This is a genomic window from Fictibacillus sp. UD (assembly GCF_043558025.1).
Classification (GTDB): Bacteria; Bacillota; Bacilli; order Bacillales; family Fictibacillaceae; genus Fictibacillus.
Genome location: NZ_JARUHH010000022.1, coordinates 18272 through 38101, shown reverse-complemented (window position 1 = coordinate 38101; position 19830 = coordinate 18272). Strand labels below are relative to the sequence as shown.

Below are 19830 nucleotides of genomic sequence, written 5' to 3'. Positions count from 1 at the left end.
CTAGGAGGAAAAAAAATGAAGAAACTAGTGGTTCTAACTCTTGCACTAGGTTTAGTTCTCTCATCGAACATGAGTTCATCTTTTACTTTTGACGATTCACCTAAAATTAATAAGGTACAATTATCTTTTGATGATTCACCCACTATTAGAAAATCTTCCAAACTAGCTTTTGATGATTCACCTACTATTAGAAAATTTTCTAAATTAGCTTTTGATGATTCACCTACTATTAGAAAATTTTCCAAACTAGCCTTTGATGATTCACCTACTATTAGAAGTAGTTCTAATTTAGCATTTGACGATAGTCCTACAATTAGAAGCGCTAAATATACAAATTCTTTATAAAATCACTTGTTAGAAAACCCCCAGTTCAATTTTGAACTGGGGGTTTTTCTATGCCCTTATCACTACCTTCGTTCCAATCGGCACAATTTTAGATAGTTCCAATACGTGGTTGTTTTGCATGCGCACACAACCTTTGGATACGTTTTTTCCTATGGACGATGGGTTGTCTGTGCCATGTATACCATAGTGCGGCCGTGAGAGCCCCATCCACATCACTCCAAATGGGCCACCTGGATTAGGCGCTTTATTGATAATGGTATATGTTCCAGTCGGTGTAGGTGTCAGCAATTTCCCCACTCCAATGGGATAGCGTTTAATGACTTTCCCATCTTTTACGAGGGCGAGTCTTTTTCTTGCTGTTGAAATATAGATCTCATAAGGCATCGTCATACCTCCCGCTTTAGCTTATGCAGGACAAGTAAGAAATGCCTCTTATTTGATTGTAACGAAACAATGTTCACTATGTGACGCAGGTATTCTCCCGGTTGCCTCAAGGAAGCTTTCCGCTGTTGTTAATCCTACATGCTTAAACGTCTTCTGCAGTGTTTTTTGTTTATCTTCTTTCCCATCAGGCAGTTCGTTTAAAAATACCTCAAAGCTTCCAAACTTCTTAACTATGTCGTTTACCCTTTTAGCGTTCTCAATCGTCGCTTCAATCTTTTTTCTATGCCTAACGATTCCTGCGTCTGCTAGTAATTGCTTAATATCCTCTTCTTCAAACAGCATTACCTTTTTTATTTCAAACTCTAAGAATGCTTTTCTGAAATTCTCCCGTTTGTGAAGAATTGTTTTCCAGCTTAAACCGGACTGGAACAACTCTAACGTTAAGCATTCGAAAAGCTTATTGTCCCCGACAACCCATTTTCCCCATTCGTTATCATGGTACTGCTGCAGCATCTCACTCTCTTCACTCCACTTGCATCGGTTCATTGAACATACTCCTTTATAAAATAATAAAAAGCGCAGCGGGGCTGCACTTTTTTATTGAGTCGCCCGCATTTCAGAAAACGGGTAAATGACTACTTCTGAACGTCCTTCAATTGAATTTAATTCAATCAAACCTAGACCGTTTCGCGAATCCATACTGTTTAGGCGATTATCACCCATTACGAACGCTTTGCCTTTTGGCACTTTTATCGGACCAAAATCTTCCGTTAAGTACACTCCCAGGTTTTTCGCTTCCGACTTATTTTCCTGCAGGTACGATTCTTGTACTTTTTTATCGTTTACGTAGAGATCGTCACTCTTCATTTGAATGATATCTCCTTCTACTCCGATTATCCGTTTCACATAACGTTTATCATCACCTTTTATTATGACGATCTCACCCTTTTTCGGTTCAGAGAAGGCGTAAACGATTTTATTAACGTATAACTTTTCCTGATCGTGCAATGTAGGTGACATGGAAGCTCCTTCTACCATGTACGGGGCAAAGAAATAGGCTTTTGTAACAAAAACAAAGACTAATGCAAACCCGATGGCTTTGAACCAACTAATCCATTCACTTTTCTGCTTTGTTTCTTTTTCCTGTTCAATCATATCTTTATTCACCTCGGCGACACGATTTCAATTTTTATTCGATCTGGATCTTCAAAGAATAATGCGTAATGACTTTCTCCCCCTGCAAAAGGGAACTTATCTTCATATAAAAAGGAAATATTTCTCTTCTTCAATTGTACACGAAGTTGCTCTATTTGGGCACGTGATTTAGCCCAAAAGGCCAGGTGATTAAGTCCTGAACGCTTCCGATGGAAAGGTATTTCTTTATAATGGTCCTCTGTTTGTGTAAATACGAGATAGGCAGTTCCGTTTTTGTAACTAAAGCCTTTCTCCCATTGCTGAAAAAGAGAATAATTTAATTCTGGCATCAGCCAATCATAAAAGGCTCTTGTCTCTGTCAAATTATGAACATTTATTTCTATATGATGAAATCCTTCTGGGGTTGTCATTTTTCTTTTCTCCTGCTACTTATTAAATCTATCAAACGCTAAACACTTTGCTATGGTTAAAATGTTTATAAGAATTCTTTTACGCTCTCTATTAATCATTTCCTGCAAGAAGTATTATTTATTTTTATGATTATTTATTTTTAATAAAATCCATCCTTTATATCTGTTGTTACTCTAATTGCACTGCTGATTGCAACAATTAAAAAAGTCCAAAATTGAATGCTCAGCCATTCATTTCTATAGAAAACACAATACACCAGACCTAAGAAGGCTGCCAGGAAAAGCAGTATGTCAAAAATAAACACTACCTTTCTTTTCATCGTTTACCTCACCTCAAAACTGTTGTTCAAAAGTTAACCCTCTTTTATAATAATTCATAAGAATACAAAGGTGGGAATATCTTGAAGCTTCTTTTTGCATACTTTACCGATATTCACGGAAATATAGATGCCTTACAAGCGGTGGTTGATGATGCTATCAAAATGGGTGCAAGGCGCTTTATTTGTGGAGGCGATATGATAGGAATTGGACCTTTTACGAACGAAGTGTTAGAGCTTTTGTTTAACCTTCCCTCTGTTGATATGGTTATAGGTAATCATGACGAGGCGGTTCTTTCATTAAAGTTTGGTCTTCCTTATCCAGAAAGCCATTTCCATGCTAAGAAACATCATCAGTGGATTGCAAATCATCTTGAAGATAGATATGCTAACAAACTGCACAAACTTCCTCGTGAACTGAAGTTTGTGCAGGAGAATATTCGGTTTCTTATTACCCATTATCCTTTTAAAAGAGGAAAAAAGGAATCTCCCATTTCCGAAGATCCCTTTATGCCAATTATTAGCCAACCCGATACTAAATCTATGCATGCTCTTTTTGGGCACTCGCTTCCCTATGACTTTATAGGATTTGGGCACCATCATATCGTTCATGATTTTAAAATTGATCAAACACATTTTGTGAATCCTGGGGCTTTAGGATGTAATGCGCAGGCTGAAGCTCGTTATGCACTTGTTTATGAAGAAGATCAAAAGATTCTTGTTGAATATAATTCTGTACCTTATGACCGGACAAATCTATTTAAAGCTTATAGAGAGCTTCAAGTTCCGGATGGGGCATTTTTAATGAAAGCTTTTCATAGTTAGAGATCTTTTACCGGCTTATATCCTTCTGAACCTGAAGGGAGAAGTTCGATTAGCGGCCACACTGAACAAAAATCGTCTCCTGGACCAAAAATACTTTTTGCAACATGATAGATGTTATTCTGACTATCTTTTCTAAATGTTGAAACGCCAGGGTACTTTACTCCATCTTTCTCAAATCCTAAATCTTTTTTGAACGTATTCTCTTTTGTTGAAATCATAGGGAATGTCCATCCTCGTTCCATAGCAACACGGGTTTGCACTTCCGGAACGTCTGGAGAAGAGAGATAGAATGGGGCTTTTCGCTTAATGTGATGGTATACACCGCTAAAACCATCTGCCCACATCGTACAATAAGAACAGCTCTGTCCCATGTTATGAATAATCATTAATTCGTCACTTTCCCCAAACAAGTCCAGCAGCGTTACGGTTGAGTTGTTTGAATTCAAGAAATGATAATTTTCCACCTGCTGTTGAGGTACGGTTTTCTTTAGCTCTATCAGTTTAGCCTTTTTCTCAAAAATTTCTTTTTCTAGTAACTCAATCTCTTTTTCCGTTTCGTAAACAATCATTTTTCACCCTCCCCAAATAATTCTTCTACCTTCCAATTCTATATTTCTATCCAGAACCCTTTTCATAAGAAAAACCCTCATTTTAGCTAATCGAGGGTTTAGTAGTACATATAAATTCTATTTCTTCATCATCCGGACCTTCATAAAAAACCGTACTCCATCCGTTTGGAAGTTCATAAGGTCCTTCTATTGGTGTTACTCCTGCTTGTTTCAGCTCATTGATTTTTTCTGTTACAGAGGTAACGCTAAATGCGATATGCGTTGCAGCATGATTAACCGCTGCTGCATGTATGAGTTCAATCTGAAATCCTTCTCCTTTTAAAAAGAGCAGCTCCGTATCATTCCAGGTCAGCTTTTCTTTTGCTGTAACGGGTAAGATCAACTCATAAAATCCACTAGACCGCTTCATGTCACTTACGTATATTCCCACATGATGCAACATAACAAGTTCCTACAAAATGAGATTCATATCGCCAAACTCGTGCCAGAGATAGCGTTGATGAATGGCATCGGTATAAGCGCTATACAGTTTTTCACGATCCACAAATGCCGACAGCAGCTGAAGATGACTCGCTTCTGGTTCATGCATGCCAGTAATTAAGCCATCACACACTTGTAGTTTCGTGTTTTCAGTAATGTATAGGTTGGTCCAACCGCTTGCTGCCTGCAGCATTCCTTTTTCAATAGCGACGGTTTCTAAAGTCCTTACGACCGTTGTGCCTACTGCGATGATCCTGCCACCTGCATTCTTCGTTTCTAGAATAAGCTCAGCTGTTTCTTTTGGCACTTCATAGTTTTCAAAGTTCTTATCAGGTTCTTTATGCCACTTGTCATCTAGCAGGTAACTAAGTCCCGTGTGAAGCGTAATGTATGCAATCTTCACTCCCTTTTTCTGCAGACGGAACAGAAGCTCCCAGCTAAATGCGCGACCAGCAGAAGGCATCTCCACTGAACCTGGTATTGTGGCAAAAACCGTTTGATAGTAATCTAGATTCCAAGGTTCCTGAATGTACTCGTATCTTACCGGCTCTCCTAAATCATATATCTGGTCAAAAAGTGAGGAGCAGCATAGATTAAAAGCTAGTGAAACAAAAGGTGTATCATCGGACTGCTCAATAATAGTCGCTGTTAGAGTGGGCGAAAAGCGAATCACGTCATCCTTCTTTACGTTTCCGCTTACCGGGAGCGCTTCCCATATGGATTCATTTTTCCTGTGAGCAAGTCTGATCTCCACCTCAGATCCGTCCAGTTCTTTCTTACTTTTTAAAACCGCTGGAACGGTGCGGCTTGCATTAAGGACAAGCAGGTCCCCTTTCTTCAAAAAACGATCCAACTGATAAAACTGCGTGTGATTGGTTTGCCCTGTTGTTTTGTTGAGCACCATCATTTTCACATAATCTCTGCGTAACCCACGTCTTTCTGGCGGCTGCTTTGCATTTAGTTCATCAGGAAGTTCAAACTTCATGGCAGATTGCATTAGAATTCACTCCCCTCTAATTGAAAGGACTGTGCCTCAAAACGCTTCCCTGTAATATGAGATGATGCGTCTGATGCTAAGTAGCCAAATACTGCTGTAATCTCTTCTGGCTTTGCAAGCTCGTAATCGCAGTCTGGTACAGCAAGCCTATGCATATCAGTATCAATTTCTCCAGGATCGACCATATTGACACGTACGCCTGACTCACCCACTTCGTCTGCCCACGTTTCTGTTAGTCCTTCAAGTGCAAATTTTGAGATGCCGTAAGCACCCCACCCCGCATATCCTGTAGCCCCAGCTTCTGAGGTGATATTGATGATGCTGCCTTTCTGTTTTTGAAGCATGATTGGAAGCACTCTTCTTGTCACGAGAAACGGTCCGATCGTGTTTACGCGGAGAACTTCTTCAAAGTCCTGCTCTGGATAATCAAGTAAGTAAGGCATAGGGCTAGGTCCTAGAATTGAAGCATTATTGATCAAAACATCTATTTTGCCAAAATACTCTTCTGTCAGTGCAACAAACCGCTCTACATCTTTTGCTTTAGACATATCTGCTCGTATTGCTAAAACATCCGCCCCCAGCTTCTCCGCTTCTTTTTTTATTTTACCTATGACCTCTTCATTTCTTGAACAAATCGCTAAGTTATATCCTTCACGTGCAAAATAGTGTGTAAGGGCTTTCCCTAAACCTTTTGATGCTCCTGTAATCATTGCTACTTTTTTCATGTTTGTTCCTCCTCGAAATCATCCATTATTCTTTATCATATACTTTTTATACATTTTTGTTTACTAAGTATCTTAATTATAGTTTTAAGAAATTTGTTTCGTCAATCTCTTTGTTTCACAAATTTTTCGACAAATTTCCCGGAAAATAAAAAAACCTTTGCCTCAGCAAAGGTTTACTTAAGTCGAAACGACGCTCCATCTATTATTTCGACATCTGATCTTTTCTTTATTTCTCTCATGAGTTGAAAAAGAGCTAAATCCTTTTTCTTTGATTCGATCATGCAGTGCATCTCGTCAACACTGCCTTTTACTTCTTTTAAAAAGTCAAAGAACATTTCCACATCCACAAAGTCTGCGTGATTTCTAAATTGTTTCTCACTCTTTGGACTGGATATATGCATCTTTAACGGAAGTGGTGAACGTTTCCATGTATCCACTACACGAGGCCAGTGCTGTACCCAGTTTTCATCCTGATGAAAAGCCAAATGATGATGGTAATCAAATACAAGTGGAATTTGGAGCTTTTCACAAAGATATAGAGCGTCAGCCATTGAAAAAGACGTATCATCATTCTCAAGCATGATCATTTTTTGAATGGATAAAGGGACACTTCCCCAATTCTGTACAAACCTTTCAAGGGCTACATCTGTTTCCTTATAATTTCCGCCGACGTGCATCACGCATCGATGTTCTGTGTCGATGTCCATATTTTTTAATAGTTTATAGTGAAGCTGCAAAGTTTTGAGAGAGTTTTTTAAAACCTCTTTTTTCGGAGAATTGATCAGTACGAAATGGTCGGGATGAAAATCCAGTCTCATGTTATGCTGTTTTGCGTACTGTCCCATTTCATGAAGTGCATCCGTTAAAGGACTAATATAATCCCAATCCAGCAGTTCACTATGATTCGCCAGTGGAATGATGCGGGATGTCATGCGGTAAAAGGTAACATCATTTGCCACTGCATGCTTTAAAACCCTGAGTGTATTGGTTATATTGGCAAGCGATATGCGCTCTAGTTTCCTTAAACCCGCCTCTCTATTTTGAAGCTGGCTGAATTGTTTATACGTCATCGTTTTTGATGGAGAAGCATTTTGCAGTTCCATACTCATCGCTACAAATCCAAGTTTAATAATGGTCATCTGTTACACCTCTTTTTCATCGTTAACAGTATGACCCTTTTGAGGCGGAATCTAACCAAACCAGACCAATAAAAAACCACCCAAATGCAATGTTTCAGCACTTTAGGTGGTCTCATTATAAAACGATTAAGCCGCTTTCTCAGCCTGCTTTCTCTTTTTACGTCTAAATAGATTTCCAATGTTAGCTAGCATTTCATAGATTACAGGCACAACAACGAGTGTCAGAAGGGTCGATACCGACAAACCGCCGATAACCACGATTGCCAAGCTCTTTGATACAAGACTGCCGCTTTCTTCGCCAAACATCAATGGAAGCATCGCACAAATCGTTGCAACTGCAGTCATCAATATAGGACGCAAACGGGTTGATCCCGCTTCTAGAATGGATTCTCTCACACTTAATCCTTTTTCACGCTGCTGCTGAACGCGGTCAATGAACACGATCGCATTCGTTACAACGATACCGATCAGCATAAGAGCACCAATCAGGGAGGAAATATCAACTGGTATGCGAGTAATAACGAGTGCTAAAACGGCACCAACTGCCGCGAATGGGAGCGAGAAAAGGATCGCAAACGGTGCGCGTGCCTGGCCGAATGTGATAACCATGATTAAGTAAACGATCAGAATAGCAGCACCCATCGTTAAGAATAGGTCCATAAACTGTTCATTCATCTCTTCACCCACTCCGCCTAATGCAACTGAAACACCCGCTGGTTTTTCAAGCTCCTTTAGAATAGCGGCAACATCCGCATTTACTTTCTTAACGTTTTTATCTGTGATGGTTCCTGTAACTTGCAAATATTCTTTACCGTCTTTACGGAAAATTTGTGATTTTGCAGGTCGAAGCTCTAAATCTGCTACATCTTTTAATAGCAAAGGTCCTTTTACAGGTGATAGAATTGTCGTTTTCAATAAATCGTCCCGATTCGTCACGCTGCTTAGATCGTAACTCATCATTACGGGAAGTTTGATTTCATCGATTGTGATCTGTCCAACTGGACTCTTTCCTGTTAATCCTCTAACTTGCTGTGCAACTTCAGCTGGTGTTAAGCCTGCTGCCTGTGCTTTACTTTGATCAACATTTAAAATCCACTCATTCTTCAGATCTTCATTGTTAGATTGAACATTTTCAAGACCTTTTACGTTCTTAAGCTCTGCCGTAAGCTTTTCAGCCATTGGAGCAAGATCTGCTTGTTTTTCAGCTGTAATGTTCAAGCTAATGGCATCTGAGCTTCCACCCATCATGCTTGCCATACCTGCTGAAATGGTAGCTGGCGCATACTCTTTCTCTAAGGCTTTAATTTCTTCTACAAACTTTTCGGTGTCTGCCCCTTTTTTCATCTTGGCAACAAGTCTCGCAATATTGTTCCCTTGAGCCGCTCCCCATTGTGCCATTTCACTTGAAACCCCAACTTGAGAGTAGCTTGCTGTCACATCATCAGAGTTATTGATATATTCTTCCAGTTTATATGCGCCCGATTTTACAGTATCGAGCGACGTGTCTTCAGGATATTCAATGCTTACGTTCACCATACTCTCATCAGCAGATGCCATTGATCCTGCAGGCATTACCACATAAAGTGCAATAGATCCTGCGAAAAGCAAAACACAAATCCCGCTTACGATCCATTTATGGTTCAATGACCAATTCAAGATATTAAGGTAGCGTCTTGGCGGTTTTGGCGTATGCTCTTTTACATTTTTAAGCATTTTGTAGCTCATTAAAGGAACAACTGTCAGGGCTACGAGTAACGATGCTAGAAGAGAATATACCATCGTTAGTGCAAAAGGCAGGAAGAATACGCCAAGTGCTCCTTCAACAAGTCCAACTGGTAAAAATACAGCGATCGTTGTAATTGTCGAGGAAGTGATTGCTTTTGCCACTTCTCTCACCGAATCTACTATTAGTTCTTTCGATCGCTCACCCGTTTGTAAGCGCCGGAAAATATTCTCGATTACTACGATACTATCATCTACTAATCTTCCAACTGCAACCGCTAGACCACCAAGCGTTAATATGTTCAGAGTGATGCCTGATTGGTGCAGCAAAAAGAGTGTTAAACAAATAGAAAGCGGAATACTAATAACGGCAATGACCGTTGATTTAAAGTGTCGAAGGAAAAGCAAGATAACTATGGATGCAAACAGTGCTCCTAATGCTACTTCTTTCGCCATGCTCATTACAGAATCATATACGGAATCTGATGTTGCGTAGAAAACATTCAGTTTGAACGAATCACCGTACTGCTTATTGATTTCTTCCATCTTATCCCGTACATCATCGCCGATTTGAACAGCGTTTGCGCTTGCTTCTTTCGTAACAGACATATACATAGCGTCTTTTCCATCAACATGTGTAAAGGACTCTAAGCGTTGTTCATCCTTTAATTCTGCTACATCTTTCAATAAAACACCTGGAGCAACAGCGATGTTTTTCCATGCTTCCAAGTCTTTCATCTCACCCACTACTCTGAGCGTATTCGTTTTGTCTTCAAGCGTCACATCTCCTGCTGGAAGTGAAACATCTTTTCCTTGAAGTGCAGCCATGATCTGCGGTGCTGCTACTTTTTTCTCAAGAAGCTTAGTGCTGTCGAGTTGCAAGGTTATTTCACGAGTAGCTTTTCCGTATAACGCTACATCGGAAACACCTTCAACACTTTCAAGCTGTGGAATGACTTCTTCTTCAATCAGCTTATAATCTTCGGTTGTAAATGCTCCATCTTTATTAAGTGTTAAATCCATAATCGGAATCATGGATGTATTTAACTGAATAACATAAGGTTTGTTAACGCCTTCTGGAAGTGGGAAGTTGTTTGTCTTTCGTTCTACCTCTCTAGCTGCTTCTTTCATATCCGAATTCATATCAAACGTTAGATCGATTTTTGAAATTCCTTGCCCAGAAACAGATGTAACCGTATCAACACCTTTTATGTTACGAAGGTCTTGTTCCATCGGTTCTGTAATGGTGTCAGTCATCGTTTCTGAATCCATTCCATCTGCTAAGGTTGTGACCGTAACCATCGGATTATCAATGCTCGGCAAAAACTCCATCGGTAAGCGCTGTCCTGCATAAACCCCTAATGCAGAAATCAACAAACACATAATCACGATGGCCGAGCGATTTTTTAAAGAAAACCAGGTCAGTTTCAACATTTCCCTTCCTCCATCCCCTGCTGCCTTTATTAGTAAATAAGGCCTGCCTTTAATACAATACTTGGATATTGTAGTATGCTTCATAAGGAAAAACAAGTAACATTTTTAAAAAATTACCAATTATACAAAATTAGAAGATTTCCTACAAAAAACTGCCCCCAAATGATGAGGGCACTGAATAAGTCCTTAAAAAAATGTTGAAAGCGTGGATCTCCGCTCCAGGGTACATGCTTTCCGCGGGGCGGGCGGTGAGCCCCCTGCCACTACGCGCCTTTAGTGGTCTCACCTGTCCCACTCGTCCCGCAGGAGTCAGTACCCTTCCGCTACAATCCCTACATGTTAATATTCAAACCAGCTGTTTTCGAGTTGGACTGGTCTTTTTTTATAATAAAGAAATCAAATACGTGTGGGTGATTACGGATGATTCAAAAACAAAAGTCGATGGTCATCAGTCCTTATATGGCGCTTTATAAAGTTAATAAAATAAAAAAGGTAAGGCAGGGTCAAAAACAAGGGCTTCGCAAGTGTTTTTCATGCGAAGCCCTTGTTTTTTATTGATTTAAAAGAAAAAGAGGTAAATTCAACCGGTTTTTCAGTTGCCTCCAAATGATGAGGAATATTTTTTATAATCTATTAAATTCATGAGAGTACTTACGTTGAATTTTTTATTTTCACCATTGACAAGTTGATTGGAGTGTAAGATGCGTGACTCCTGCGGGACAGGCGGGCAGTCCGAAAAGTGGAAGTGGCTCGTTCAGCCCCGACAAGCAAAAGGTGAATGAGCTAGGAAGGCGCACTTTGCCTTCTGGATCATTTAGCTTTTGACCTCGAGGGGCTAGCCACTGCAACTAGACAGGTGAGACACTTAAGAGTGAAACGTACGAATGTGGCTCACCGCCTGCCCCGCGGAAAGCGAGCATCTGAAACGGAAATCAACTACTTTCAAAACTACAAGGAATTACAGCTACGGCAGATATCTCTTAGCTCCCACGTAAGTATCTTTCCAATATTTCGTGTTAAGAGACTGAACCCGGACACCTTTAGAAGTGGCCGCAATAAACTCTTTATTCCCCATATAGATTCCTACAAATGAAACACTTTTTCCATTCGTTTTAAAGAAAACGAGATCACCTAGTTTTTCTTTTCCTTTTGCAACGGCTTTTCCGCCTTTGTATTGTTCAGCTGACGTTCGCGGCAAGTTCTTGTTAACCACGGTTGTTTTGTATATATATTTTGTAAAACCTGAGGCATCAAACCCTTTAGGTGTGGTTCCTCCCCATTTAAATGGAGTGCCTATATAAAGTTTGGCTGTCTCTGTTACTTCTTGGTCATAGGATGGAGATGCTTTAGCTGCTGATACACCGCCTAAGATCAACATGGCTGCGAGCCCTAATGAAACAAATGCTACTAGAATACGTTTCATGTTTAACATCCTCTCTTTAATTAGCTCTTACACTTCATTAGTCGATGGGCTGAGAGGCAAAGTTACTATCTTTCCAAAAGAAAAAGACTGCAAATTGCAGCCTTTTTCGACAATCTATTGATAATGATAAAAGTTGGTTCCTGTCACTTCTTCAATCGGTTTATTTAGGTGATAGGGACCTATTGTATCTAGTTTTGCATTTGTAAACTTCACAGACTCATAACCGTAACTTTCAGCCGTTAAGAGGATGGCATCAATCATCATGAGATCCTCGGTATTATCAGCAGAGAGCTTCATCGTATCTGGGAAAGTAATCTCAACATAATCCTTGTTGATTTCTTTTACTGCAAGTGCAATGTCCTTAGGAAGAAGCGGTTTAAGTCCGCGCTCTTGTTCATCATCCATCATTTCAAGAGCGTCCTCAAACTCCTTTGGCATTGTTTCCGCGTCTTGACCTGTTGAGAACAGACTAACGATAAAAGCATCACTTGACGGTGCATCGTAACGGTAGTGAGGAGCTCCAGGAACGGCGAGATCCCACTCTTTAACTGAACCAAAACGCGGGAATTCATAACCTGGCTGCCCATCTGTTGTTAATTCCACCTTTGCTTTCTCCCCGTTGTTTGCAAAAGTCATTGAAATTAATGCCTTCATCAATGGCTCTTCTGCTTCATTAACCGATCCTGACTGGAAATCAACAATTACTGTTTCTTCCTCTTCAGTTATTTTAGCTTTTATTAAAGGACTACTCTCTAAACCAGCATCGCTTGGGTTAAACTTTTGAAGCTGATCATTGACCTTATTTAAGTAATAATCTTTATCTGTTAAAAAACTCACCGGTATCACAAGCTGCGCCTGCTCATCCAGATAACCTACCGTTACCCAGTCTTTGTTTGATGATTCAATGTCTTTTTTCAATAGAGGAGCGTGATAAGCAACAGGTGTTTCTGATTTCATGATACCTGCATTACTTTGATCATTACCTCCAGCAGAATCATAAGCGGATTTCCCTTCCATATCTCCATCGTGTTGCGCCATTTTGGAATTCTCCATCTTTTGTCCGCCGTTCTTCATTATATCTGGAACAAAGATACCAAATAATACGAGCGCACATGCTGTGGCAAGTGCAGGAAGGCTCCACGCAGGTAGCTTTTTTCCTTTATGCTGTTTATATTCGACCTTTGCCTGAACCTTAAGAAAGAGCTCTCGCTTGGATTGGCGATCTTTGATAGGGGGCATAGATTTAAGATGCTGTTCAATATTTTCATCGTTCCACTTAATTTGTTCCATCTTTCAATTCCTCCTCCAGGCCCGGTTGCTGATCCAGCCATTTGCGCAATTCTTTTATAGCCCGGTGCTGGGTGGTCTTCACTTTACTTTCGGTCCAACTTAAAATTTGCGCAGTTTCTGAGATCGATAATGACTGAATGTACCGAAGTACAAGCACTTGCTGCTGATCAAGTGAACAGCATTTCATCATCTTGTATAAATCACGATAAGACTCTTTCTTGGCAATTAACTCTTCTGGAAGGGGATCCTGGTCTCGCAGCACATTTTCACTCTCTTTAATATCAAAAAATAGAAATCGTTTATTGCGTCTTGATTGTTTTCTCAGCCAGTCAATGGCCACGTGCCTGGCGATGGAATACAACCATGTTTTTTCTGAACTCTTGCCTTCAAAACTTTCGTATGAGTTTAATACCCGGATATAAACTTCTTGTACAAGGTCTTCTGCCGATTCACGGTTTCGTACCATATAAAAAAGAAATTGAAATAGAGCTGCATGATACTCGTCATACAACCGGTCGAACGTTTCTTTCACTTCGGATGGCCCCCTGTCTCTATGTAATTATGTAGTCGTATTTACTCATAAAAAGTTACATTACAAACATGTTACTTCTAAGTCTACTCTTATTTTGCGTGTCTCGATAGGGCCAATTTGTCGATAATTACCAACAAAAGAGGTTCTGCTTAGACAAAACCAGCTAACAATCAAAAAAGACACCAGGTAAAGGTGTCTTTTTATAAGGCTGTTTTCGTAATATTATTGTTATTTGGCTCATTCTCTTCATTGAAAAGTTGATTGAAGTGTAAGGTGGGAGACTCCTGCGGGACAGGCGGGCAGGTGAGACACTTAAAAGTGAAACGTAACAAATGTGGCTCACCGCCTACCCCGCGGAAAGCGAGCACCTGAAACGGAAATCAACACCTTTCAAGAGCAACAAATAAACAGTCTTTATTATTTATTTTTCACATAGCTTAAAAACATTTCTTCAATGGTATCCCAGGCGTTGCGATATTGTTCTTCTTCACCTAAAAATGAATAGTGAAGAACATTTCCATCACGAACAGCCCAAAAGATGCGTGAAATATTTTGCGGATCTAATTTTGCATTGATCTCTCCAGCTTCCTGGCCCTCAATGATAATGTTGACGATGTAATCAATGAATCTATTGTATCTTTCCGCAAGAATGGACTTTAAATCATCTTGCCTTGAACCATAGAGCCAGAATTCGATATATACTCTCATAGTCTGCTGATCATCTTCTTTTAACTCTTGCTTTTTAAAGCGTTTGAACAAATTCGCAAGTTTTGCGTTAGCACTTGTAAGAGAAGCGTTCTCTTGTTCCATATCTTCAAAAAAACGATCTGTACGCTGCTTTAATAGCTGCAGGTAGATCTCCTCTTTGCTGGCAAAATAATTATAGATTGCACCTTTGCTAATGTTTGAGTCTTTTACAATATCATCAATAATCGTAGCTTGATACCCTTTTTCACCGAAGCATTTCAAGGCGCTCTCAAGAATCTGATTGCGTTTCTCTGCTTTATACTGAGCTGAAACTTTAGGCATGATGCTTCCTCCATTTATGACACGTCTTCCTAAATAAGTATAACAGAGTTTTCAGTCTATTTCGGAAAAAGTTTTTACTCCCTTCGCTTCACTCTTTGCTTTTATAGGACGTTCCATATGCACTTGTTCAACTAAAGCAGTGAATCCTGATTCTGTTAACATACGGTTTAATGCGTTATCTTTTTTAGGGATGTTCATGGTGATTCTTTTAACAGATGCATCTAGTGGAGCGAATGCATTTTGAACAAGAGAAGCAACGATTTCTTGTTCGTTTGGATGCTGCAAGTCGGTCTCACACTGATAAAGTACGATGCCTCCAAGCTCTCCAGTCTCTTTGTATCCCTTTTTATAAACTGCATAACCTAACGGAGTATCACCTTTAATCGCCAGCAAGCCTGTAAAATCTTTTAGACTAGGAAACTGCGTCTGCCATGCTGTAACAGGTTTATAAAATGATAACGATTGGATTTCCTGCATGCTTGCCTCTCTTACGTGTATATCCGTATTTCTCTCTTTTAAGCTTAAAACCGAACCTTCATGCTGCAGAAAAATTAATTCTTCAAAAGTTTGATAACCCATTTTCTTATATAGCTTAATTGCTGCTTCATTTTGTTTAATTGCTTCAAGCCTCGCTATATCTACATTTTCTTCTTCATATATATTTAGACAAACGGTGATTAACTTTTTGCCAATTCCCATTCCTCTAAAATCAGGAGCGATCGCTGTGCCGCCGTTCCACACATAACGTTTTCCATTAATCGTTCGGAAACTGTTTAGCACGAAACCTGCAAGTTTACCATCATAAACCGCTACAACCGATTTTTCTAAGGAAATGCCTTCTCCCGCTATCTTCTGCAAAAAACGATTAAGATCCATCGTCATATCAGAGTAATAATGTTTCCATGATTCATTCCATAACGAGATTGCTTCATTGAAAGATAACTCACTAAACCGTTTGATGACTAACACTGCGATCACTCCTCAACTATTAACTTTTAAAAACGACTGGTCGTTTTATTAAATTTTATTAAAAGAATCCAAGATTGACCATCATATTCGTTCGACAAAACTTTGCTATACTTTTACGGTCTTACTCTCAGCTCGTAATAACATGGAAAATACATTATTCCATATAAAAAAAACTGATTCAAAAGGACTCAACGTACCTTATGAATCAGTTTTTTTCTGCTCATTATGATGGATTTTCTTCAAACAGCATCTTAAAATGCTCGTAATACTCTTCTATTTTTTGTTCTTCTTGTTGATAATAGTCATTCAGTTGTTGGTCAGATGATAATTGCAAAGCTTTCTCTCCAAATTGAGTCAGATCATCTAATACTCCCGATGTCTTTTTGCCTATTTCTACATCTTCTTTTAATAGTTGGGCTACCTCTGTTAACTTATTAATCTGTTCTTCACTTATAGTCTTGTTTCGTTGAATTTCTTCCAACATGGAGTAAATAATCTGCGCTCTCTCTTTTGTCTGTGTTTTCATAAGATCACCTCTCCTTTATCCGATTCCCCTCCAATCATTTTATAAACTGTTTTATTTATACAAGTATTGGGTAAATCAAGGATAGTACCCTAAAGAAAGGAAGAGGGCTGTGGCGAAAAGAACAGAGCTTCGTCAGAAAAAGAAACGCTCGCTTTGGATTCGACGAACCGCTATCATTACTTTAATTTTTTTCTTATCCAGCGTAACATTCGGCGGCGCCATGATTTACGCTTACGTAAACGGCACTCCGAAACTGACAGAAGAAGACTTGCAAGATCCGAAATCATCCATGATCTATGACATGAATGATGAATTTATTACGTATGTAACCGGCGCTGAACGAAGGGAATATGCAAAGATCAATGATATTCCAGAACTGGTCCAACAAGCTTTCATTTCAACAGAAGATGTCCGGTTTAAAGAACACATGGGAATCGATGTAAAGCGAATTGTAGGAGCTGCCGTAGCCAATGTTCAAGATGGCTTTGGTGCAGAAGGTGCCAGCACGATTACTCAACAAGTCGTTAAGAACAGTGTATTATCCTCAGACAAAACGATCGAACGAAAAGTACAAGAAGCTTACCTTGCTATTCAACTCGAACGCAAGTACACAAAAGATGAAATTCTAGAAATGTATTTAAACAAGATTTACTTTGGCAGCGGAGCTTATGGTGTTGCGACTGCTTCTAAGACGTACTTCAACAAACCTTTAAAAGATCTAACACCAGCCGAAGCAGCTCTACTCGCAGGATTGCCTCAACGACCGAGCAGCTATGATCCCTTTCTCCACCCTGAAGTTGCGGAAGAAAGGCGCAATACCGTCTTACAGCTTATGTACAAAAATGGCGCAATAACAAAACAGCAAAAAGAAGAAGCCGTAAGCACTTCTGTAACCGATTCACTTGCGAAAGAAAAAGTGCAGCGATTAAAGTATGACGCTTTTATTCAGCAAGTTATAAAAGAATTGAAGGAAAAAGGGATTTCTGAACGTGCCATTTATGAAGGCGGGTTAAAGATCTATACAACCCTTGATCCAAAAGCACAAGCTCATACCGAGAAAGTATTATCAACAGAAGAATTTGTAAAATACCCGAGCGATAAGTTCAAAGCTGGGGTTGCTCTCTTAGACACAAAGACTGGTGTAATCCGTGCGTTAGGTGGAAATCGAACAAGCGGTGAACAGAATGTTGAAAAAGGATTCAATTATGCAACTGATACTAAACGCCAGCCGGGTTCTACCATAAAACCGATATTGGATTATGGCCCTGCGATAGAAAAGTTTAAGTGGTCTACGTATAAACAGATAAAAGACGAGGAATTAGAAATTGATGGTTGGGAAGCAGGAAACTGGGATGACGAGTTTCATGGTGATGTTTCCATGCGTGAAGCACTCGTAAAGTCTTACAACATCCCTGCGATAAAAACCTTTATGGAGGTCGGTTCAGAGGATGCCGTGAAATTTGCTCAGCAGTTAGGCATTCCGATTAAACAAGCTTATCCAGCATATGCAATCGGCGGGTTTGGAAATGGTCCTTCCCCTCTGGAACTAGCTGGGGCTTATACAGCATTCGGTAATCAAGGTGTTTACCATAAGCCTACGACTCTGCGCAAAGTAAAATATCCTGACGGCTATGAAGCTAAGTACGAATCTAAGCCTGTCGCAGCTATGCACGATTACACTGCATATATGATTACCGATATGTTAAAAGATGCGGTTACGCGCGGGACTGGAACACTGGCTGCCATCCCTGGTTTAGAAGTAGCAGGAAAAACAGGAACGACAAACTTGCCTGAAGAAATTAATAATGAAAAAGGTTCAAGTGATTCTTGGTTTGCGGGCTATACAACAAATTACACAGCAGCCGTTTGGACTGGCTATGACAAAACCACTGCAGAAACCTATTTAACGCCAGAAGACCAAAAGATTGCAAAGTATATCTTTAAATCCATTGTTTCAGAAGTTTCAAAAGATAAAAAGACAGCTGGGTTTACAAAACCAAAGTCTGTTGAAGAAGTTTATATCAATAAAGACACGGGGTATATCACCAAAAGCGGAAATGGTTCTAACACCGTAAAAGAGCTTATCGTTAAAGGTACATCACTAAAAGAAATGACAGCTCCACCTAAACCGAAAAAAGCACCAAAGAAACAAGATTCTAAGTCAAATGATAATGACAAAGATAAAGATAAGAAGAAAAATGAGGAAAAGAAAAAAGAGAAAAAGCAAGAAGAAGAGAAAAAGAAGGAGGAAGAAAAAAAACCAGAACCTCCTCCGGCGAAGCCAAAAGATGATAAGGCAGATCCACCTCCGCCACAAGATGAGCCTGGAACAGGAACAGATCCTGAACCAAAGGATCCTCCAACGGAGCCGCCACCGCCAACGGAGCCACCTCCTGCTGATCCGCCGCCAACTGAACCTCCACCTACTGAACCGCCTGCAACGGATCCCCCGCCTGAGGGTGATACGACTGGGACAGAGGCTGGAACATCAGGAGCAACAAGTACACAGACAACAGAGTAAACGAAAAAGTAACCCGCCTCTTATAGCGGGTTACTTTTCTATGAACTCATATAAAAAAGATTCTCCATTACGATAAAATCTAGGATCGTAAATTCCTAGTTTCTCGTCTTCTTCAACTACGACTACAAACGGCGACCATTCGTAAAGTGTCTTGGCCCGAGGATTTTCTTCAAAAAGCGGTTCTAAGTCCGCTTCATCACTTGAAACTAAGCGATGTTCCAACTGCGGTTTAATAAAAATACTATCTTTTACAATTTCAACTTCATTGCCTTTTTTTCCGATCACTTGAAATTGTGTAGGAACAAAGCCAGCTGCTAAAGCGACATCTTCGTACTTATCTTTTGCCTCATTATAAATGACATAACCTTGAAGTGATTGAACAGCAACGTGAGCAATCATTAGAAGCCATACCACTCTAAACACTTTATAGCGACTGTCAGCTTCTTTTTTTCGAGACACGATAAATCCAGCAAGCATAAGAAACCAGAATACAAAATCAACGATCGAGATTGTACCAAACGTTACACGGTAACTCGAGAAAGGCTCAACATATCCCGTTCCCCATGTGTTGAACAGATCACTCGTGTCATGAATAAACACTGCGAGTATAGCCCAGTAAAAAATCCTTCGATCCTTTACTTTGAATAACAGCCTGCTTAGCAGATAGATAATCATGCCCCAAACAGGAATAAGGAAAAAAGAGTGCGTTAATCCTCTATGCCACATCTGCTGCATGATGCGTCCCGTTTCAGTAAGGTTAACGACAACATCAATATCCGGAATCTGACTCCCGACAACCGTTGTAAATAACAAAGCCCGTTTATGAGACTTATCCATATTCATTTTATTAGCTGCACCATACAACGTTAAACCAAATAATGTGTGAGTAACTGTATCCATATGTCCTCTTTTATTCGTTATTATTAGAATGTTTTCTAACAGATTGTTGCTTTTAGGTTATGTTAAGCTTCTTCATTGACGAGTTGATTGGAGTGGAAGGTGCGAGACTCCTGCGGGACAAGCTGGCAGGTGAGACAC

General features: G+C 39.9%; 21 protein-coding genes. 3 read left to right on the top strand and 18 right to left on the bottom strand.

Going from position 1 to position 19830, the window contains the following annotated elements:
• Positions 1–15 precede the first annotated feature (15 nt).
• Positions 16–345, top strand: coding sequence for a hypothetical protein (locus P8610_RS19495; protein ID WP_394605861.1), 330 nt, complete (start codon positions 16–18; stop codon positions 343–345).
• A 48-nt stretch (positions 346–393) separates the two neighbouring features.
• On the opposite strand, the gene P8610_RS19490 is transcribed toward P8610_RS19495, so the two are convergent.
• From P8610_RS19490 to P8610_RS19470, 5 genes are all read right to left on the bottom strand, one after another.
• Positions 394–729, bottom strand: coding sequence for a L,D-transpeptidase (locus P8610_RS19490; protein WP_394605860.1), 336 nt, complete (start codon positions 727–729; stop codon positions 394–396).
• Positions 730–777: 48 nt separating this feature from the next.
• On the bottom strand, positions 778–1275 hold the full coding sequence (locus tag P8610_RS19485; protein ID WP_394605859.1) for a DNA-3-methyladenine glycosylase I: 498 nt from the start codon (positions 1273–1275) through the stop codon (positions 778–780).
• Positions 1276–1326: 51 nt separating this feature from the next.
• A complete protein-coding gene (lepB, locus tag P8610_RS19480; RefSeq protein WP_289497458.1) occupies positions 1327–1884 on the bottom strand; it encodes a signal peptidase I in 558 nt (185 codons plus the stop codon).
• An 8-nt stretch (positions 1885–1892) separates the two neighbouring features.
• A complete protein-coding gene (locus P8610_RS19475) occupies positions 1893–2294 on the bottom strand; it encodes a VOC family protein (RefSeq protein WP_394605858.1) in 402 nt (133 codons plus the stop codon).
• A gap of 140 nt (positions 2295–2434) precedes the next feature.
• Positions 2435–2614: a hypothetical protein gene (locus P8610_RS19470; protein WP_394605857.1), complete on the bottom strand. Its 180-nt coding sequence runs from the start codon at positions 2612–2614 to the stop codon at positions 2435–2437.
• Positions 2615–2695: 81 nt separating this feature from the next.
• Here P8610_RS19470 and P8610_RS19465 point away from each other — a divergent pair, with 81 nt between their 5' ends.
• Entirely contained in the window at positions 2696–3436 is a 741-nt protein-coding gene (locus P8610_RS19465) for a metallophosphoesterase family protein (RefSeq protein ID WP_394605856.1), read from the top strand.
• Here the strand turns inward: P8610_RS19465 and P8610_RS19460 are convergent.
• The 12 genes from P8610_RS19460 to P8610_RS19405 form a co-directional block, all read right to left on the bottom strand.
• Positions 3433–4005, bottom strand: coding sequence for a DUF899 family protein (locus P8610_RS19460; protein ID WP_289497463.1), 573 nt, complete (start codon positions 4003–4005; stop codon positions 3433–3435). The genes P8610_RS19465 and P8610_RS19460 overlap by 4 nt on opposite strands.
• A gap of 82 nt (positions 4006–4087) precedes the next feature.
• A complete protein-coding gene (locus P8610_RS19455; protein WP_394605855.1) occupies positions 4088–4447 on the bottom strand; it encodes a VOC family protein in 360 nt (119 codons plus the stop codon).
• Between the two features lie 9 nt (positions 4448–4456).
• On the bottom strand, positions 4457–5482 hold the full coding sequence (locus tag P8610_RS19450) for an S-adenosylmethionine:tRNA ribosyltransferase-isomerase (RefSeq protein ID WP_394605854.1): 1026 nt from the start codon (positions 5480–5482) through the stop codon (positions 4457–4459).
• A complete protein-coding gene (locus P8610_RS19445) occupies positions 5482–6207 on the bottom strand; it encodes an SDR family NAD(P)-dependent oxidoreductase (RefSeq protein WP_394605853.1) in 726 nt (241 codons plus the stop codon). The genes P8610_RS19450 and P8610_RS19445 overlap by 1 nt, the downstream gene beginning before the upstream one ends.
• 173 nt (positions 6208–6380) lie before the next feature.
• Positions 6381–7346, bottom strand: coding sequence for a UV DNA damage repair endonuclease UvsE (gene uvsE / locus P8610_RS19440; protein ID WP_394605852.1), 966 nt, complete (start codon positions 7344–7346; stop codon positions 6381–6383).
• Between the two features lie 126 nt (positions 7347–7472).
• Positions 7473–10502 (bottom strand): efflux RND transporter permease subunit, encoded by a 3030-nt coding sequence (locus P8610_RS19435; protein ID WP_394605851.1) that lies wholly within the window; start codon positions 10500–10502, stop codon positions 7473–7475.
• 964 nt (positions 10503–11466) lie between these two features.
• Positions 11467–11925, bottom strand: a complete 459-nt coding sequence (locus tag P8610_RS19430) for a C40 family peptidase (RefSeq protein ID WP_394605850.1) — start codon at positions 11923–11925, stop codon at positions 11467–11469.
• A 114-nt stretch (positions 11926–12039) separates the two neighbouring features.
• Positions 12040–13215, bottom strand: a complete 1176-nt coding sequence (locus tag P8610_RS19425; protein ID WP_394605849.1) for a hypothetical protein — start codon at positions 13213–13215, stop codon at positions 12040–12042.
• Positions 13202–13747, bottom strand: coding sequence for an RNA polymerase sigma factor SigX (gene sigX / locus P8610_RS19420; RefSeq protein WP_394605848.1), 546 nt, complete (start codon positions 13745–13747; stop codon positions 13202–13204). Before sigX ends, P8610_RS19425 begins: the two co-directional genes overlap by 14 nt.
• A gap of 417 nt (positions 13748–14164) precedes the next feature.
• Positions 14165–14776, bottom strand: coding sequence for a TetR/AcrR family transcriptional regulator (locus tag P8610_RS19415; RefSeq protein ID WP_289497473.1), 612 nt, complete (start codon positions 14774–14776; stop codon positions 14165–14167).
• A 51-nt stretch (positions 14777–14827) separates the two neighbouring features.
• Complete coding sequence (locus P8610_RS19410; protein WP_394605847.1) at positions 14828–15745, bottom strand: GNAT family N-acetyltransferase; 918 nt, start codon at positions 15743–15745, stop codon at positions 14828–14830.
• Between the two features lie 223 nt (positions 15746–15968).
• A complete protein-coding gene (locus P8610_RS19405; protein WP_394605846.1) occupies positions 15969–16271 on the bottom strand; it encodes a hypothetical protein in 303 nt (100 codons plus the stop codon).
• Positions 16272–16380: 109 nt separating this feature from the next.
• On the opposite strand from P8610_RS19405, the gene P8610_RS19400 reads away from it, so the two are divergent.
• Positions 16381–18792 (top strand): transglycosylase domain-containing protein, encoded by a 2412-nt coding sequence (locus P8610_RS19400; protein ID WP_394605845.1) that lies wholly within the window; start codon positions 16381–16383, stop codon positions 18790–18792.
• 30 nt (positions 18793–18822) lie between these two features.
• On the opposite strand, the gene P8610_RS19395 is transcribed toward P8610_RS19400, so the two are convergent.
• Positions 18823–19692: a metal-dependent hydrolase gene (locus tag P8610_RS19395; RefSeq protein WP_394605844.1), complete on the bottom strand. Its 870-nt coding sequence runs from the start codon at positions 19690–19692 to the stop codon at positions 18823–18825.
• Positions 19693–19830 lie beyond the last annotated feature (138 nt).

Coding starts and splice junctions, on each gene's coding strand:
- P8610_RS19435 (WP_394605851.1), bottom strand. CDS start 10,502: ATGTTGAAACTGACCTGGTTTTCTTTAAAAAATCGCTCGGCCATCGTG.
- lepB (WP_289497458.1), bottom strand. CDS start 1,884: ATGATTGAACAGGAAAAAGAAACAAAGCAGAAAAGTGAATGGATTAGT.
- P8610_RS19450 (WP_394605854.1), bottom strand. CDS start 5,482: ATGCAATCTGCCATGAAGTTTGAACTTCCTGATGAACTAAATGCAAAG.
- P8610_RS19470 (WP_394605857.1), bottom strand. CDS start 2,614: ATGAAAAGAAAGGTAGTGTTTATTTTTGACATACTGCTTTTCCTGGCA.
- P8610_RS19415 (WP_289497473.1), bottom strand. CDS start 14,776: ATGCCTAAAGTTTCAGCTCAGTATAAAGCAGAGAAACGCAATCAGATT.
- P8610_RS19455 (WP_394605855.1), bottom strand. CDS start 4,447: ATGTTGCATCATGTGGGAATATACGTAAGTGACATGAAGCGGTCTAGT.
- P8610_RS19495 (WP_394605861.1), top strand. CDS start 16: ATGAAGAAACTAGTGGTTCTAACTCTTGCACTAGGTTTAGTTCTCTCA.
- P8610_RS19405 (WP_394605846.1), bottom strand. CDS start 16,271: ATGAAAACACAGACAAAAGAGAGAGCGCAGATTATTTACTCCATGTTG.
- P8610_RS19475 (WP_394605858.1), bottom strand. CDS start 2,294: ATGACAACCCCAGAAGGATTTCATCATATAGAAATAAATGTTCATAAT.
- P8610_RS19395 (WP_394605844.1), bottom strand. CDS start 19,692: ATGGATACAGTTACTCACACATTATTTGGTTTAACGTTGTATGGTGCA.
- P8610_RS19430 (WP_394605850.1), bottom strand. CDS start 11,925: ATGAAACGTATTCTAGTAGCATTTGTTTCATTAGGGCTCGCAGCCATG.
- P8610_RS19490 (WP_394605860.1), bottom strand. CDS start 729: ATGCCTTATGAGATCTATATTTCAACAGCAAGAAAAAGACTCGCCCTC.
- P8610_RS19445 (WP_394605853.1), bottom strand. CDS start 6,207: ATGAAAAAAGTAGCAATGATTACAGGAGCATCAAAAGGTTTAGGGAAA.
- P8610_RS19425 (WP_394605849.1), bottom strand. CDS start 13,215: ATGGAACAAATTAAGTGGAACGATGAAAATATTGAACAGCATCTTAAA.
- uvsE (WP_394605852.1), bottom strand. CDS start 7,346: ATGACCATTATTAAACTTGGATTTGTAGCGATGAGTATGGAACTGCAA.
- P8610_RS19485 (WP_394605859.1), bottom strand. CDS start 1,275: ATGAACCGATGCAAGTGGAGTGAAGAGAGTGAGATGCTGCAGCAGTAC.
- P8610_RS19460 (WP_289497463.1), bottom strand. CDS start 4,005: ATGATTGTTTACGAAACGGAAAAAGAGATTGAGTTACTAGAAAAAGAA.